At 68.8% G+C, this 17,075-nt stretch carries 12 protein-coding genes; all 12 read left to right on the top strand.

The genetic code is table 11. The features are described from left to right. The first annotated feature begins 61 nt into the window (after positions 1-61). Positions 62-1,177: an LLM class flavin-dependent oxidoreductase gene (locus BKH20_RS12295; RefSeq protein ID WP_075391288.1), complete on the top strand. Its 1,116-nt coding sequence runs from the start codon at positions 62-64 to the stop codon at positions 1,175-1,177. Between the two features lie 164 nt (positions 1,178-1,341). Continuing rightward, positions 1,342-2,967: an ABC transporter substrate-binding protein gene (locus tag BKH20_RS12290; RefSeq protein ID WP_075391287.1), complete on the top strand. Its 1,626-nt coding sequence runs from the start codon at positions 1,342-1,344 to the stop codon at positions 2,965-2,967. Between the two features lie 14 nt (positions 2,968-2,981). Further along, on the top strand, positions 2,982-3,911 hold the full coding sequence (locus BKH20_RS12285) for an ABC transporter permease (RefSeq protein WP_075248361.1): 930 nt from the start codon (positions 2,982-2,984) through the stop codon (positions 3,909-3,911). After that, a complete protein-coding gene (locus BKH20_RS12280) occupies positions 3,904-4,863 on the top strand; it encodes an ABC transporter permease (RefSeq protein WP_075391286.1) in 960 nt (319 codons plus the stop codon). The genes BKH20_RS12285 and BKH20_RS12280 overlap by 8 nt, the downstream gene beginning before the upstream one ends. Then, entirely contained in the window at positions 4,860-6,722 is a 1,863-nt protein-coding gene (locus tag BKH20_RS12275) for a dipeptide ABC transporter ATP-binding protein (protein WP_075391285.1), read from the top strand. Before BKH20_RS12280 ends, BKH20_RS12275 begins: the two co-directional genes overlap by 4 nt. Before the next feature lie 242 nt (positions 6,723-6,964). Further along, positions 6,965-7,924, top strand: a complete 960-nt coding sequence (locus BKH20_RS12270; protein ID WP_070659661.1) for an ABC transporter permease — start codon at positions 6,965-6,967, stop codon at positions 7,922-7,924. A 30-nt stretch (positions 7,925-7,954) separates the two neighbouring features. After that, on the top strand, positions 7,955-8,941 hold the full coding sequence (locus BKH20_RS12265) for an ABC transporter permease (RefSeq protein WP_070659913.1): 987 nt from the start codon (positions 7,955-7,957) through the stop codon (positions 8,939-8,941). Then, positions 8,938-11,145 carry a dipeptide ABC transporter ATP-binding protein gene (locus tag BKH20_RS12260; RefSeq protein WP_081381713.1) on the top strand — a complete coding sequence of 736 codons (2,208 nt, stop codon included), beginning with the start codon at positions 8,938-8,940 and terminating at the stop codon, positions 11,143-11,145. Before BKH20_RS12265 ends, BKH20_RS12260 begins: the two co-directional genes overlap by 4 nt. A 94-nt stretch (positions 11,146-11,239) precedes the next feature. Next, positions 11,240-12,907 carry an ABC transporter family substrate-binding protein gene (locus tag BKH20_RS12255; RefSeq protein ID WP_075391284.1) on the top strand — a complete coding sequence of 556 codons (1,668 nt, stop codon included), beginning with the start codon at positions 11,240-11,242 and terminating at the stop codon, positions 12,905-12,907. 73 nt (positions 12,908-12,980) lie between these two features. Beyond that, positions 12,981-13,664 (top strand): hypothetical protein, encoded by a 684-nt coding sequence (locus BKH20_RS12250; RefSeq protein WP_256693175.1) that lies wholly within the window; start codon positions 12,981-12,983, stop codon positions 13,662-13,664. 75 nt (positions 13,665-13,739) lie between these two features. Beyond that, positions 13,740-14,942, top strand: coding sequence for an MFS transporter (locus tag BKH20_RS12245; protein ID WP_075391283.1), 1,203 nt, complete (start codon positions 13,740-13,742; stop codon positions 14,940-14,942). A gap of 208 nt (positions 14,943-15,150) precedes the next feature. Beyond that, complete coding sequence (gene typA, locus BKH20_RS12240) at positions 15,151-17,073, top strand: translational GTPase TypA (RefSeq protein WP_070659656.1); 1,923 nt, start codon at positions 15,151-15,153, stop codon at positions 17,071-17,073. The last annotated feature ends 2 nt before the right edge of the window (positions 17,074-17,075 follow it).

Raw genomic sequence — 17,075 nt, 5'->3', positions numbered from 1 at the left:
GGTGGGGCACACGGGTCTCAAGGCCCGCTTCGGGGTGGTCGGAGCGGGTTAGAGTGCCCGTATGAGTCAGCCCGAAAGGCGGACTGTACCCGTCCTGTCCGTCATGGACATGGTCCCTGTCAGCGCCGGGCGCAGCCGTATCGACGCCCTCACCGACATGATCGCCCTCGCTCGAGCCGCCGACGCCGCCGGCTACGAGCGCTACTGGCTGGCTGAGCACCACGGCTCCACCACCTACTTGTCCTCGGCGACCATCGTCCTCATGGGGCAGGTCCTGGCGTCCACCGAGCGCCTGGGCGTCGCCTCCGGCGGGATCATGCTGCCCAACCACGCCCCGCTCGTCGTCGCCGAGCAGATCGGCACCCTGGCCATCCTCTACCCCGGACGGGTCGGCCTGGGGCTGGGGCGGGCCCCGGGCACCGACCAGCGCACGGCCGCCGCACTGCGCCGAGGAGCCTCCGACCCGGGCCGCTTCGCCGAGGAGATCCTGGAGATCCTCACCTACCTCGGTGACGAGCCCGTGCCGGAACGGCTCCCCGGGTCCCTCCTCCTGGGCGCATCCAGTGCTTCCGACGACGCCCTCCACGCCCCCGAGCCCGGTGGCCCCCGGGTGCGGGCCATCCCGGGGGAGGGCACCCACCCGACCGTGTGGGTGCTCGGCTCCTCCGTCAACGGGGCGCGCGTGGCCGGCAGGCTCGGGCTGCCCTTCGCCGTCGCCTCGCACTTCGCCCCGGTCCAGGCCGAGGCGGCGATCGCCACCTACCGTTCCGTCCTGGAGTCCCGCGCGGAAGGCGCCCCCGGCCCCCAGGGTGCGCCGGACGTTCCGCGGGTCGCGGCCGCCGTCAACGTCATGGTGGCCCCCAGCCAGGAGGAGGCCCGCCTGCTGTTCAGCACCGCCATGGCCGCCGCCGCCCGCATCGTCGGCAACCGGCCCGGGCCGCTGGACCCGCCCAGCCAGGACCCCCGGGCCTGGCGCGCCTACGCGCCCGGCAGGGAGAACGCCGTCGAGGCGGCCATGTCCCTGTCCTTCGTCGGGACGGCCGACGACGTCGCCGCCCGCCTGCGTGAGCAGGCCGCCCGCTGGGACCTCGACGAGATCCTCGTGGTCACCTACGCCCACGACCCGGCCCTGCGACGCCGCTCCTACGAGCTGCTTGCCCAGGCCTGGAACGCCTGAGACCACCGGGTTCTCACGGTTTGACGCGGGTTCCACGTGTCGGTCCTGTTTCCATGGCGGGCGTAATATGCCCGCCTATGGGTGGCGCCTGAGCCCCTCAGTGCGCCGGTAACCCTCTGTCCCAGTGACGAATCCCAGTCGGTTCCATGCCCCATGGAGGTTGCATGAACAACGCCCTGACAGTGTCGCGCCGTGGCTTCGGGCTCGGCGCGGCCGCCTTCGGCCTGCTCCTGGTCTCAGGATGCTCGCGCGGATCGGGTTCGGAAGGAGGCGGGCTGGGCAGCGGCAGCGGCAAGCTGACCCTGGCCTACAACTCCGACGGCCCCCACAAGACCTGGGTCGAGGCCGTGTGCCACTCGGTGTCCAACGTCCTGGGCATCACCATGGAGCCCCTGCCGGTGGCCCAGTTCTCCGAGATGCGCTCGGCCATCACCAAGCACACCCTCCTGGGCGCCTTTCGCTCCGGATGGTCGGCGGACTACCCCTCGCTGGAGAACTTCCTCAACGCCACCTTCCAGACCGGCGCCAGCGCCAACGACGCCCAGTACTCCTCGAAGACCTTCGACGACCTCCTGACTCAGGCCGCGGCCGCCACCGACCCCCAGACCGCCTACGGCTATTTCCGCCAGGCCCAGTCCCAGCTCCTCACCGACCTGCCCGGCATCCCGCTGTGGTACCAGAACGGCTTCGGCGGCTACTCCCGCAACGCGTCCAACGTCGACTTCGACTGGAGGGCCGTCCCGGTCTACGAGGAGGCCTGCTCCAGCGCCAACGACGGAGTCATCCTGGCCAACAACACCGAGCCCCAGAACTCGCTGCTGCCCACCAACACCAACGAGTTCGGCGGCGGGCGGGTCCTCGACCTGATCTATGCCGGTCTGATCCGCTACGACAAGGACGGTAACGTCATCAACGAAGTGGCCTCTTCCATTGAGACCACGGACAACCAGCACTTCACGATCACTCTCAAACCGGGCTGGACCTTCTCCGACGGCAGCCCGGTGACCGCCGACTCCTTCATCAAGGCCTGGAAGTTCGGCGCTCTGCTGTCCAACGCCCAGCTCGGCTCCTCCTTCTTCGAGCGGATCAAGGGCTTCTCCTACGACGAGGACTCCGAGCTGACCGGGCTGACCAAGGTCAATGACCTCACCTTCACCGTCGAGCTGAACGCCCCGGCGTCGGACTTCAAGATCAGCCTGGGCCACTACGCCTACTACCCGATGCCGGAATCCGCCTTCAAGGACATCAAGGCCTACGGCAACAAGCCCGTGGGCAACGGCCCCTACCGGCTCGTCTCCTGGGACCACGACAGCCGGATGGTCCTGGAGCCCAACCCCGCCTACGCCGGCGGGCGCACCGTGGCGAACAAGGGCGTCACCTTCAAGCTGTACACGAGCTACGACTCGGTCTACAACGACCTGCTCGCCGATGCCATCGACATCGCCGACTCCGTCCCCGACTCCTTCCTGCCCATCTTCCAGAAGCAGCTGGGCGAGCGCGCCATCAACAAGCCCGCTGCCTACTTCCAGGGGATCGCCATCGACGTCACCCACGAGCACTGGAAGATGGACGAGGAGGGGCGCGCCCGCCGCGCCGCCATCTGCCGGGCCATCGACCGCAAGCTCATCTGCGACAAGCTCTACTACGGCACCCGCACGCCCGCCAAGGACTTCACCGCCCCCACCGTCGTGGGCTGGACCGCCGATGTCCCGGGCAACGAGGTCCTCACCTACGACCCGGACGAGGCCAGACGCCTGTGGGCGCGGGCCGAGGCCATCTCCAAGTTCTGAGGGAGGAAGACGACATGCTTGACTACGTCGGACGCAGACTGCTGCAGATGATCCCGGTGTTCTTCGGGGCCACGCTGCTCATCTACGCCATGGTCTTCGCCCTGCCGGGCGACCCGATCGCCGCGCTCGGGGGCCAGCGCTCGCTCAGCCCCGAGGTGATCGCCCAGATCAAGGCCAGCTACCACCTCGACAAGCCCTTCATCGTCCAGTACCTGCTCTACCTCAAGGGACTGTTCACCCTGGACCTGGGCCAGTCGCTGCGGGGGACCGAGTCCGTCCTCGACGTGCTGGTGCGGGCCTACCCGATCACCATCAAGCTCTCCCTCATGGCCCTGGCCTTCGAGGCCATCGCGGGCATCGGCTTCGGCCTCATCGCCGGGGTGAGGAAGGGCGGCTGGTTCGACGCCACCGTCCTGGTGCTCTCCCTGGTGGTCATCGCCGTGCCCACCTTCGTCATCGGCTTCGTCCTGCAGTTCATCGTTGGGGTCCGCCTGGGCTGGCTGCCGGTCACCGCCGGTGAGAGCCCCGGTTTCACCGAGCTCCTCATGCCCGCGGTCGTGCTGGGCGCCGTCTCCTTCGCCTACGTGCTGCGCCTGACCCGCACCGAGGTGGCCGAGAACCTCACCGCCGACCACGTGCGCACCGCCCGGGCCAAGGGCCTGAGCGGGGCCCGCGTCATGATCGTCCACGTCCTGCGCAACTCCCTGGTCCCGGTCGTCACCTTCCTGGGCGCGGACCTGGGGGCCCTCATGGGAGGCGCCATCGTCACCGAGGGCATCTTCAACATCAAGGGCGTGGGAGGCACCCTCTACTCCGCCATCATCCGCGGCGACGGCCCCATGGTCGTGTCCTTCACCACCGTGCTCGTGCTCGTCTTCATCATCTCCAACCTCCTGGTGGACCTGCTCTACGCCGCCCTGGACCCGAGGATCCGCTATGCCTGAGAACACCACGTCCCCCACTACCCGTCCGGGCCAGGAGCGCTTCGTCATCGCCGACGACGAGATCGGCCTGGGCGCCGTCGACGCCGTCGCCGACGAGTCCGCTCCGGCCTCCGTCTGGGTCGACGCCTGGAGGCAGCTGCGCCGTCGGCCCATCTTCTGGGCGGCCTCGATGCTCATCGCCGTGGCCGTGGCCTTCTCCCTCGTCCCCGGGCTCATCGCCCCGCGCGACCCCGGCTACTGCACGCTGGTCAACTCCTACCAGGGGCCCTCCTGGGGCCACCCCTTCGGATTCGACATCCAGGGCTGCGACATCTTCACCCGCACCGTCCACGGGGCCCGGGCCTCGGTGAGCGTGGGCATCTTCACCACCCTCATCGTGGTCCTCGTCGGCTCGGCCGTCGGGGCCCTGGCCGGGTTCTTCGGCGGGTTCTTCGACGCGCTGCTCTCGCGGGTCACCGACATCTTCTTCGCCGTGCCCTTCGTCCTGGCGGCCATCGTCGTCATGCAGATGTTCCGCAACGACCGCTCGATCCTCACCGTCATCCTGGTTCTGGCCCTGTTCGGCTGGCCCCAGATCGCCCGCATCACGCGGGGCTCGGTGATGAGCGTCAAGAACGAGGACTACGTGACGGCCTCGCGGGCGCTGGGCTCAGGACGCATGGCCATGCTGCTGCGCCACGTCATGCCCAACGCGGCCGCCCCCATCATCGTGACCGCCACCGTCGAGCTCGGCGTCTTCATCGTCTCGGAGGCCACCTTGAGCTTTCTGGGTATCGGACTGCCCTCCTCGGTCGTCTCCTGGGGCGCGGACATCGCGGCCGCCAAGGACGCCCTCAACAGCCACCCCAGCGTCCTGCTCTTCCCCGCCGGCGCACTGGCCCTGACCGTGCTCGGCTTCATCATGCTCGGCGACGTCGTCCGCGACGCCCTGGACCCGAAGGCCCGCAAGTGACACCCTCCAACGCATCCACCGCCTCAGGCGCCTCCGACAAGACCTTCGCCCCCGCGGCCTCCTGGAAGGCCGAGCGCGACCCCCTCCTGGAGATCACCGACCTGGAGGTCGCCTTCCGCTCCTCGACCGGGCTCGTCCCGGCCGTGCGCAAGGCGAACCTGACCCTCTACCCCGGCCAGTCCGTGGCCATCGTGGGGGAGTCGGGCTCGGGCAAGTCCACCCTGGCCCACGCCGTCATCGGGCTGCTGCCCGGAACCGGTCGGGTCACCGGCGGTACGATCCGCTTCCAGGGCCGCGACATCACCCACCTGGGCACCCAGGAGCTCACCGCCCTGCGCGGCTCCTCCATCGGCCTGGTGCCCCAGGACCCCATGTCCAACCTCAACCCCGTGTGGTCCATCGGCTTCCAGGTCAAGGAGGCGCTGCGGGCCAACGGGCTGGCCGGCGTCGCCGACGACCGCCTCGCCCACCTCATGGCCAAGCGCACCGGGCATGCCGGTGGTACCGACCAGTCCGCCCCCGGTGGGCACATCGACGTCAATGAGCAGGTGGCCCTCCTGCTGGAGCAGGCCGGCCTGCCCGAGGCCTCCCGGAGGGCCAAGCAGTACCCCCACGAGTTCTCCGGCGGCATGCGCCAGCGCGCCCTCATCGCCATCGGACTGGCCGCCCGCCCCGACCTGCTCATCGCCGATGAACCCACCAGCGCCCTGGACGTCACCGTCCAGCGACGCATCCTCGACCACCTTCAGACCCTCGTGCGTGAGCTGGGCACCGCGATGCTCTTCATCACCCACGACCTGGGGCTGGCCGCTGAGAGGGCCGAGCACATCGTGGTCATGCACCGCGGCCGGGTCGTCGAGTCCGGCCCCAGCCTCGAGGTGCTCCAGGACCCCCGCCACCCCTACACCCAGCGCCTGGTCAAGGCGGCCCCCTCCCTGGCCTCCCGGCGCATCGAGTCCGCCCACGCCCGCGGCATCCAAGTCGCCGAGGACGAGCTCCTGGGCGCCAGCCTGGGATCGAGCTCCACCGAGGAGATCCTGCGCGTGGAGCACCTCACCAAGGTCTTCAAGGTGCGCGGCCCCATCGGTGAGGACAACACCCTCACCGCCGTCGACGACGTCAGCTTCGGCATCCGCAAGGGCACGACGACCGCGCTCGTGGGTGAGTCGGGCTCAGGCAAGTCCACGGTCGCCAACATCATCTTGAACCTCATCGACCCCACCTCCGGCAAGGTGTTCCACGACGGGGTGGACCTGTCCACCCTGGGCCCCAAGGAGCTCTTCGCCCTGCGGCGCATCATGCAGCCGGTCTTCCAGAACCCCTACGGCTCCCTGGACCCGATGTACTCGATCTTCCGCGTCGTCGAGGAACCGCTGCGGGTCCACGGGATCGGCACCGCCAAGGAGCGCGAGGCTCGCGTCGCCGAGCTGCTCGACATGGTCTCCCTGCCGCGCTCGGTCATGCGCCGCTACCCCCACGAGCTCTCCGGCGGCCAGCGTCAGCGCGTCGCCATCGCCCGGGCCCTGGCCCTCAAGCCGCAGATCGTCATCCTCGACGAGGCGGTCTCCGCCCTGGACGTGCTGGTCCAGGCCCAGATCCTGCGCCTGCTGTCCGACCTGCAGGCCGAGCTGGAGCTGACCTACCTGTTCATCACCCACGACCTGGCCGTCGTGCGCCAGATCGCCGACGACGTCGTCGTCATGGAGCACGGGCGGATCGTGGAGTCCGGGGCGGCCGACGAGCTTTTCGCCAACCCGCGCCAGGACTACACCCGCGAGCTCATCCGGGCCGTCCCCGGGGCGGGCATCGACCTCTACGGAGATGAGAAGCATGAGGCTCAAATGACGTCCGACGACTGAGGGCGGTCCCTTGGCGACGCGGCGGTGGGCTTCAGGCCACCGCCGCGTCTCATTTCCCCTCCACTATTAATAACCATGTGGGCATTTCCTGAATGCTGGAAATGTATCGGCCGAGTTTCACGCGCCGGGTATTGTGACCCCATTCATTTGTTCGTACGCGGCGTCACCTCCAAGGCTGTCAGGTGCTCGTGCCACGGACCGGTGACTCAAGCACCGGTGGGTTGTCCGGAGGAGGAGAACGCATGCTCCCGTACCTGGCGCGCCGGATCGCGAACTACGCGGTCCTGCTGTTCATCGCCACGTCATTGGCCTATCTGCTGGCCTCGGCCTCCCTGGATCCCTCGGCCCTGTGGAACCATCAGGATCCCTCCCTCAACTGGGACGCCATTCACGCCAACCTCGTGAAGTACAACATCAGCCACGACCTGCCCGTGTGGGACCGCTACGTCACCTGGCTGCGCAACGTGGTTCTCCACTGGGACTGGGGGCGCACCCCCAAGGGCGAGTTCATCAACACCCTCATCGGCACCAAGATCCTCGTCTCGGTGCGCCTGGTCTTCCTGGGCGCCGCCATCGGCATGGTGGGGGGAGTGGCCCTGGGGGCCTGGACCGCCACGCGCCAGTACCGCTTCTCCGACCGCGCGATCTCCCTGATCTCCATGATCATCATCTCCACCCCCGCCATGGTCATCGCGATCCTCCTGCAGGTCCTGGCCGTCCAGATCAACCGCAGCTCCGGCTTCCAGATCTTCGAGTTCACCGGTGAGGGGGAGGGTGCCCTCGGTCGCCTCCAGCACCTGCTGCTTCCCACCCTGTCGATGTCGCTGGGCGGAATCGCCTCCTACTCCCGCTTCCAGCGCAACCTCATGCTCGACACCCTGGGCGCCGACTACGTGCGCACCGCCCGCGCCAAGGGCCTCATCAAGCGCAAGGCGCTGACCCGCCACGCGCTGCGCACCGCGCTCATCCCCATGGCCACCTACTTCGCCTTCGCCCTGGCCACCCTGTTCACCGGTGCCGCCATCACCGAGCGGGTCTACGGCTGGCACGGCATGGGCGAGTACTCCATCAGCGCGATCTCCGGCATGGACATCAACGGGGTGACGGCCGTGGTCGCCTTCTCCGGGCTGTGCACCCTCACCGGTGCGCTCCTGTCCGACGTCTTCGTGGCGATCGTCGACCCGAGAGTGAGGGTGAGCTGACCCATGGCGCGCAATGCTGAACCCAACGGGATGGCCTCCATCGGCAAGCAGATGACGGTGGGCGGCTACGCCGCCGTCGAGCAGGGCGGGGAGGCGCCGCTGAGCCCCGAGGACCTGGGCGACATCACCAAGGAGACCCCCAGGGACTCCCGGCGTCTGACCCGCAGGCAGATCATCACCCGGCGCTTCTGGCGCAACAAGGGGGCCGTCGTCGGCGCGATCGGCTTCCTGCTCATGGTGCTCTTCGCGCTTCTCGGCGACGCCGCGACCCACTGGACCTTCACCGACGTCGACTCCTCCGCCTTCCTGCAGGCCCCCAGCGCCGACCACTGGTTCGGCACCACCCAGGGCGGCCGCGACGTCTACGCGATGGTCGTGGAGGGCACCCGAAAGTCCATGATGATCGGCGTCTTCGTCGCCCTGCTCCAGACGGGCATCGCCGCCGTCATCGGCTCCTCGGCCGCCTACTTCGGCGGCTGGTGGGAGAAGATCGCCCTGTGGGCCACCGACCTGCTCCTGGTGGTGCCCTCCTTCCTCATCATCGCGATCCTCTCCCAGCGGGCCGGAGCCGCCAAGGGCTCCATCGCGCTGTTCATCATCCTCCTGGCCGGATTCGGGTGGATGCTCACGGCCCGTGTGGTGCGCTCACTGACCCTGAGCGTGAAGAACCTGGAGTACGTCAGCGCGGCCCGCTTCATGAACGTGCCCAGCCCCGTCATCATCGCCCGGCACATCCTGCCCAACATCGCCTCCCTGCTCATCGTGGACGCCACCATCAACGTGGCCTACGCCGTCATCAGCGAGACGACGCTGTCCTACTTCGGTTTCGGGGTCCAGCCGCCCAACACCTCCCTGGGCACCCTCATCGCCGAGGGGCAGCGCTCCGCGACCACCTACCCCTGGATCTTCCTGGCCCCGGCAGCCGTGCTTGTCCTCATGCTCCTGTGCGTCAACGTCATGGGTGACGGCCTGCGCGACGCCATCGACCCCTCATCCAAGTCAGGAGGCAAGGCATGAGTCCCACGAGCAGCTCCCGCACGTCCGCAGAGGCCGCGAAGAGCGCCGCGGCCGTGCCCGCCGTCGACGCCCGCAGAGGCGACGACGCGCTGCCGGACCCCTCCAGCGCCGCCCCGCTGCTGGAGGTCACCGACCTGCACGTCTCCTTCCCCTCCGAGGACGGGCGCGTCAACGCCGTGCGCGGAGTCAACCTGTCGGTCGCCCGCGGTGAGGTGCTGGCCCTGGTTGGCGAGTCCGGATCGGGCAAGTCCGTCACCTCCACGGCGGTCATGGGGCTGCTCGACGAGTCCGCCGAGGTCACCGGCTCGGTGCGCCTCCACGGCACCGAGCTGCTGGGGCGGCCCGACGGCTACATGTCCCGCATCCGCGGCTCCCAGGTCGCCATGGTCTTCCAGGACCCGCTCAGCGCCCTGACCCCCGTGTACACGGTGGGCGCCCAGATCGTCGAGGCCCTGCGCATCCACCATCCCGGCATGAGCGAGGCGGCGGCCCGTAAGCGCGCCGTCGAGCTGCTCGACCTGGTGGGCATCCCCAACCCGCAGGTGCGTGCCAAGGCCTACCCCCACGAGTTCTCCGGCGGCATGCGCCAGCGGGCCGTCATCGCCATCGCGATCGCCAACGACCCCGACCTCATCATCGCCGACGAGCCCACCACGGCCCTCGACGTCACCATCCAGGCCCAGATCCTCGACGTGCTGCGCACCGCCCAGAAGGAGACCGGTGCCGGCGTCATCATGATCACCCACGACCTGGGGGTCGTGGCCGGCATGGCCGACCGGGTGGCCGTCATGTACGCCGGGCGCATCGTGGAGACCGGCGACGTCGACGACATCTTCTACCGCTCGCGCATGCCCTACACGATCGGCCTGCTCGGCTCCCTGCCCCGTCTGGACGCGCGCAAGGACTCGGCCCTGGCCACCCTGGAGGGCAACCCGCCCTCCCTGCTGGAGCTGCCCCGAGGGTGCCCCTTCATCCCCCGCTGCCCCATGGCCCAGGCCGAGTGCGCCCAGGGGGAGCCGCAGCTCGCCCTCGTGGAGCGCGGCGGGGCCGACGGCGAGGATGCCGGCTCCGGCGCCCAGTACTCGGCCTGCCGCCGCCGCGACGAGATCGAGCGGGACCAGCTCGACTACTCCCACATCTACCCCGTCCCGGCTCTCAAGACTCCCGAGACCATGAGCCTGCCGCACGCCGAGCGCCCCGAGGTCCTGCGCGTCACCGACCTCGTCAAGGAGTTCCCCCTCATGAAGGGCGCCGTCTTCAAAAGACGCGTGGGTACCGTCCACGCCGTCGACGGCGTCTCCTTCGACGTCCGCCGGGGCGAGACCCTGGCCCTGGTCGGCGAGTCCGGATGCGGCAAGACCACCACCCTCATGGAGGTCCTCTCCCTCCAGGCGCCCCAGGAGGGCCGGATCGTGGTCCTGGGCAAGGACACGGCCGACCTGGGGCGGGCCCAGCGCCGCCAGGTGCGCCGCGACCTGCAGATCGTCTTCCAGGACCCCATGGCCTCCCTGGACCCGCGCCTGCCGATCTTCGACATCATCGCCGAGCCGTTGCGGGCCAACGGGTGGAAGAAGGCGGACATCGGGCCGCGCATCGAGGAGCTCATGGAGCTCGTCGGGCTCGAGCCCAGCCACGCCAACCGCTACCCGCGCAACTTCTCCGGTGGGCAGCGCCAGCGCATTGGCATCGCCCGGGCCCTGGCCCTCGAACCCAGCCTCCTGGTCCTCGACGAGCCGGTCTCCGCCCTGGACGTGTCCATCCAGGCCGGCGTCATCAACCTGCTTGACGAGCTGCGCGCCACCATGGGGCTCAGCTACCTCTTCGTGGCCCACGACCTGTCGGTGGTGCGCCACATCGCCGACCGCGTCGCCGTCATGTACCTGGGGCGGATCGTGGAGATCGGCGACGTCGACACCATCTTCGAGGCCCCGGCCCACCCCTACACTCAGGCCCTGCTCTCGGCGATCCCCATCCCGGACCCGGCCAAGGAGCGCGGCCGCAGCCGCATCGTCCTGGAGGGCGACCTGCCCAGCCCCGCCAACCCGCCCTCGGGTTGCCGCTTCCGCACCCGCTGCCCGAAGTTCGCCTCAGGACTCACCGACGACGAGCGCTCGGCCTGCCTGGGAGCCATGCCGGAGTTCCGCTCCCAGGGCGAGGACCACGACGTCGCCTGCTACTACCCCGAGCGCACCGCGGTCTTCTGACGTCCCTCGCCCCCGAGTCCTCCCATCGCACTGTCCACCGATCCTGCCCACCACCGCGCGCCGACGACGGCGCCCTCAGTGAACGGAGATTCCCATGAAGCTCAACCGTCGCACGTTCCTCGCCACGACGGCCTCCGCGGCCGTCCTGACCTCCCTGGCCGCCTGCGCCAAGAACGGCTCCGGCTCCTCGGGCTCCACCGCCGGCGTACCCACGGCCGCCCCCGACGAGCTCCAGGACGGGGGTACGCTGCGCTTCGGCATCGGCTCGGCGCCGACGAACTGGAACGCCGTGACCGTGGACGGCAACATCGTCGACGTGTGGCTGGTCATGAAGTTCGTCTCCCCCTTCACCGTCGACTGGGCCGCGGACGGCAAGGCGACGCCGAACCCCGACTTCCTCACCAAGCTCGAGGCCGCGGAGGTCGGCGGCAAGACCGTGGTCACCGTGGCCGTCAACGAGAAGGCCACCTGGGGCAATGGGCGTAAGTGGGACTCCGAGGACATCAAGGTGTTCTTCGACCACGTCAAGGACCCCAGCTACTCCTGGGCCACCGTCGAGGGGCTCGACAAGGTCGAGAAGGTCGAGATCGTGGACAAGCAGACCGCCAAGGTCACCTTCAACTCGATCTACCCCGACTGGTCCTACCCCCTGGCCGGCATCAGCCCCAGGGAGCTCATGGCCGACGCCAAGACCTTCAACGAGTCGATGGCCGGCGCCACCAAGTTCAACAACGACTACTTCGCCGGCCCCTTCAAGATCAAGGGCTACGACGAGTCCAAGCAGGTCATCACCCTGGAGCGCAACGACAAGTGGTGGGGCGCCACCCCCAAGCTTGAGACCGTCACCCTGCACGTCCTGGACGACTCGGCCTTGGGGCAGGCCTTCGCCAACAAGGAGATCGACGTCCTGGACTACATCTTCTCCGCCGACGTCTACCAGCAGGCCAGTGGCCGCGACGACGCCGAGGTCCGCCAGAACACCGGCCTGCAGTGGCGTCACATCATGTTCAACGCCTCCTCTGGCCCCTTGGCGGACAAGGCCGTGCGCCAGGCCATCACCCGGGCCTGCGACCGCGAGGCCGTCGCTGCCTCCGACCTGGCGGGCCTGCCGGTGGACGCCAAGAAGACACTCCTGGGCAACCGCTTCTTCCTGCCCGTCCAGGAGGGCTACCAGGACAACTCCACCAGCTGGGGCCACGACGTCGAGGCCGCCAAGAAGCTGCTCGACGACGCCGGCTGGGTGGCCGGATCCGATGGAGTCCGCGCCAAGGACGGCACGAAGCTCGAGCTGGTGATGACCATTCCCTCCAACGCCCCCGTGGCCACCAACGAGGCCAACCTCCTCCAGAAGCAGCTGGGCGAGGTCGGCATCAAGCTCAGTGTCTCCACCGTCGAGATCGACAAGTACTTCCCGGAGTACATCAACAAGAAGAACTACGCACTGACGGCCTTCACCAGCGAGAAGACCCAGTACCCCCTGTCCACCGTGGGTCAGTACTACGCCTCGACCAGCCAGTCCAACTACACCGGACTGTCCGTCCCCGAGGTCGACCAGTACGTCGCCAAGATCGGCTCGACCCCCGACGGCGCCGAGCGCAACAAGCTCGCCAACGACCTCGACAAGATCCTGTGGGAGAACGTCTTCAACATCCCGATCTACCAGCGTATGCAACTGACCGCCGTGCCCAAGACGCTGCGCAACTTCGGCGCCCAGGGGCTGGCCTCCTTCCGGCCCGAGCGCATCGGCTACGTCAAGAGCTGAGCCGGTGCCCTCAACCGGAGCGGATGACGACGGACGAGAGCCGGTGCGGCATGATGCGCCCGTGCAAGAAGACGTGTCCACCACTGTGCCCCCGGTCATGCCGACCGTCGTCATCCGCTCCCTGCCGGCCCGCCTGGGCACCGCCCTCATCGGCCTGGCCGCAGTGGGGATGTCCCTGACGATCGGCCTGGCCGACGGCGCCGGCCACGGCCTGCGCACCCTGGCCTGGGCGGGGCTGCTCACCTTCCTCACCTGGCTGCTGTGGTGGGCCCCGCAGATCACCCTGACCTCGCAGGCCCTCACCATCCGCAACGCCTGGCGCACTCATGTGCTGGGTTGGGGCGAGGTCGAGATGTGCCGTACCCGCTGGGGGCTGTCGGTCATCACCCGCGACGACGTCGAGGTGCGGGCCTCGGCCGCTCCCCGCCGCGGCGGCATGGCCGAGTCCTTCCGACGCCGCCAGGAGCTGCGCGAGCAGCAGGAGCGGCGCGACGGCCTGCGAGACGCCGAGCCGGCCCCGGCGGTGCGCCCGGAGTACCTGGCGGGGGAGGGGCGCTACCACACCAACCTCGACACCGGTGACGCCGGGGCCCTCATCGAGGCCTATGCCGAGCAGGTGCGCAGCCGTCCCGCTCGGGCCGCCGACGATACGGCGCCCGGTGCGGCCGTCGGCGTGACCAGCAGCCTCAACCGCCCGGTCGTCGTCACCGCAGGGCTGCTCGCCGTCGCGCTCGCGGCCGTGACCGTGCTCCTGTGACGTGACCTACCACTGCTCCGATGGACGGCGAGACGGACGAGCGCGCATTGAGAGCGCGGCGGGAGGGGTAGTCGAATGAAGCTGATGGCGCAGGACTATGTTGTTGAGTTTCTTGTGTCGCGAGGCCTGTATGTCCTGGCGAATTCGGCGGTTCCCGTATTGCTGGCGATGGCTGTGGCGTCGGAAGGTTACAGTGCCTCCGGCGTCGGGCTGGTTCTCGGTGTGGGCGCGCTGCCGGGCATCCTGGGCGCGTTGTTGGCTCCGCAGATGCTGGTCCACGTCAGCCCCAAGACCATGTTCGGCGGTGCGGCAGCCGCATGGATCGTCATCTGTGGCGGGATCGCGATGCTGAGTCGTGCCGGCTCGGTTGGCCTCGGCGTGTACGTCACTGTGTCGTTCGCCTTGGAGTTTGTCGCATCGATCATGTATCCAACGATGGGGTCCTATGTCGCAGACCTGGTGCGGTCGGATCTGCTGGATCGGATGAATTCTGCCAGGGCTGTCGTCGCCGGCCTGTGCGCGGTCGCCGGCCCTGGAGCTATTGCGCTGGTGCAGTCATGGCGAGGTGTTTCGGATGCTTGGTGGCTGATATCCCTGCTGATGCTCGTGTGTCTGCTCTCCCAGAGTCGCCTGCCAAAGGGGCGCAGAACAGGTGCTGCGGATCGCGTGACCGCGCTGAAGCGGGGACTGCAGGCCGCTTCACGTTCCCGAGGTGTTCTCGTTGTGCTGGTCGGCTCCGGGGTGTGGCACTTTACTGTGTGGGGAAGCTACATGACGCTATGCCCCGTCGTGCTGCGCGATGAGTATCAGGCGTTATGGTTCATCGGTGTCAGCGAGTCCCTGTTTGCGGTCGGTGGAATCGTGGGGTCCTTGGTTCGTCTGCCATCCCACCTGTCGCGCCCAGTGCTGTGCCTGATTGCGCTTCTCAGCTTCGTCCCGGTTCCGGTCAGCGTGGTGCTCGGTGCGCCTCTATGGCTGGTCGCGGTGTCCCTCTTTGCATCAAGTGCCGTGATTGCGGCGACGAGTGTGGCTTGGGAGACCTTTCTTCAGTCTCGAGTCGAGCGTGATGCACTGCCTTCTGTGTTCGCCTTGGACTACCTCGCCGGGGATGGCGTCGCGCCGCTTGGCTATGTGGCTGTTCCTGCCCTTGCGGTGTGGCTGGGGCAAGATGCGGGTGTACTGATGACCGCTGGGGTATGCGTCGTGGTGCTGCTCGGGTGCCTGTGGGCGTATGCCGCTTCTCCGGAGGTGAAGGACGTCGAATCGGCTGCGGAGTGACCGGCAGCTCGTGGTTCGCAGTTCCGCAAGGCGGTTGATGCTGCCGGTGCCTGAATGGTCGAGGTGAGGGGCGGCACAGGCCGGGTGTTGGCCTTGCCATGGCAGGTCGCGACCGGCGTCCTCTAGTCTTTCCATGTTTCGTGCCCTGTGGTCGGTGCCTGAGCGGTGTCTGGCCCGCGGCGTCCTCCCACCGGAAGAAGTGCCCCCTATGAGCGTGCGCCAGGATCTGCGCAACGTCGCCATTGTCGCCCACGTCGACCACGGCAAGACCACTCTTGTCGACGCCATGCTCTGGGAGGCGGGCGCCTTCGGGGCCCGGGCCACCGAGGAGACCACCGGCGAGCGCGTCATGGACTCCGGCGAACTGGAGCGTGAGAAGGGCATCACGATCCTCGCCAAGAACACGGCGGTCCACTACTCGGGCCCCTCCGCCGCGGACGCCGGCTGCCCCGAGGGCATCATCATCAACGTCATCGACACCCCCGGCCACGCCGACTTCGGCGGTGAGGTCGAGCGGGGGCTGTCCATGGTCGACGGCGTCGTCCTCCTCGTCGACGCCTCCGAGGGGCCCCTGCCCCAGACCCGCTTCGTGCTGCGCAAGGCCCTGGCCGCGAACCTGCCGGTCATCCTCGTGGTCAACAAGGTGGACCGCCCCGACTCCCGGCTCGACGAGGTCGTCTCCGAGTCCACCGACCTGCTGCTGTCCCTGGCCAGCGACCTGGCCGACGAGCACCCCGACATCGACCTCGACGCCGTCCTGGACGTGCCCGTCATCTACGCCTCCGCCAAGGCCCGCCGCGCCGACACCGAGGCCCCGGCCGACGGCGAGCTGCCGGCCAACGAGAACCTCGAGCCACTCTTCCGCACCATCATCGAGCGGATCCCCGGCCCCTCCTACGAGGAGGGCGCCCCCCTGCAGGCCCACGTCACCAACCTGGACGCCTCCCCCTTCCTGGGGCGCCTGGCGCTGCTGCGCATCCACAACGGCACCCTGCGCAAGGGGCAGACGGTGGCCTGGGCCCGCCACGACGGCTCCCTGGCCTCCGCCCGCGTCTCCGAGCTCCTCGTCACCGAGGGGCTGGACCGCAAGCCCGCCGAGGAGGCGCACGCCGGTGACATCGTCGCTGTCGCCGGGATCGAGGACATCACCATCGGCGAGTCCCTCGTGGACCCCGAGGACCCGCGCCCCCTGCCGCTCATCACCGTGGACGACCCGGCCATCGCCATGACCATCGGCATCAACACCTCCCCGATGGCCGGGCGCACCAAGGGCGCCAAGGTCACCGCCCGTCAGGTCAAGGACCGCCTGGACCGCGAGCTCATCGGCAACGTGTCCCTGCGAGTCCTGCCCACCACGCGGCCCGACGCCTGGGAGGTGCAGGGGCGCGGCGAGCTGGCGCTGGCGATCCTCGTGGAGCAGATGCGTCGCGAGGGATTCGAGCTGACCGTCGGCAAGCCCCAGGTGGTCACCCGCACCATCGACGGCAAGCGCCACGAGCCCATCGAGCGCATGACTATTGACGTCCCCGAGGAGTACCTGGGCGCCGTCACCCAGCTCATGGCCGCCCGCAAAGGCCAGATGGAGACCATGACCAACCACGGCACCGGCTGGATCCGCATGGAGTTCCTTGTGCCGGCCCGCGGCCTCATCGGCTTCCGCACCCAGTTCCTCACCGAGACCCGCGGCACCGGCATCGCCTCCTCCATCGCCGAGGGCTACGCCCCCTGGGCCGGGAAGATCGTCTCGCGCACCACCGGCTCCCTCGTCTCCGACCGCGCCGGAGCCGTGACCGCCTACGCGCTCATCCGCCTCCAGGACCGCGGCAGCTTCTTCGTCGAGCCCACCCAGGAGACCTACGAGGGACAGGTCGTGGGGGAGAACCCCCGCGGCGAGGACATGGACGTCAACGTGGTCCGCGAGAAGCAGCAGACCAACATGCGCTCCTCGACCGCGGACACCTTCGAGGCCCTCGTGCCGCCGCGCCGCCTCACCCTGGAGGAGGCCCTCGAGTTCGCCGCCGACGACGAGTGCGTCGAGGTCACCCCGGAGGCCGTGCGCATCCGCAAGGTCATCCTCAACTCCCAGGAGCGCTTCCGCGAGAACGCCCGCCGTCGTCGTGCCGAGGCCTGAGA

Origin of the sequence: Actinomyces oris (assembly GCF_001937445.1) — a bacterium.
GTDB lineage: Bacteria > Actinomycetota > Actinomycetes > Actinomycetales > Actinomycetaceae > Actinomyces > Actinomyces acetigenes.
Note: the sequence above shows the minus strand (reverse complement) of the source record. Positions and strands in the feature narration are given on the sequence as shown.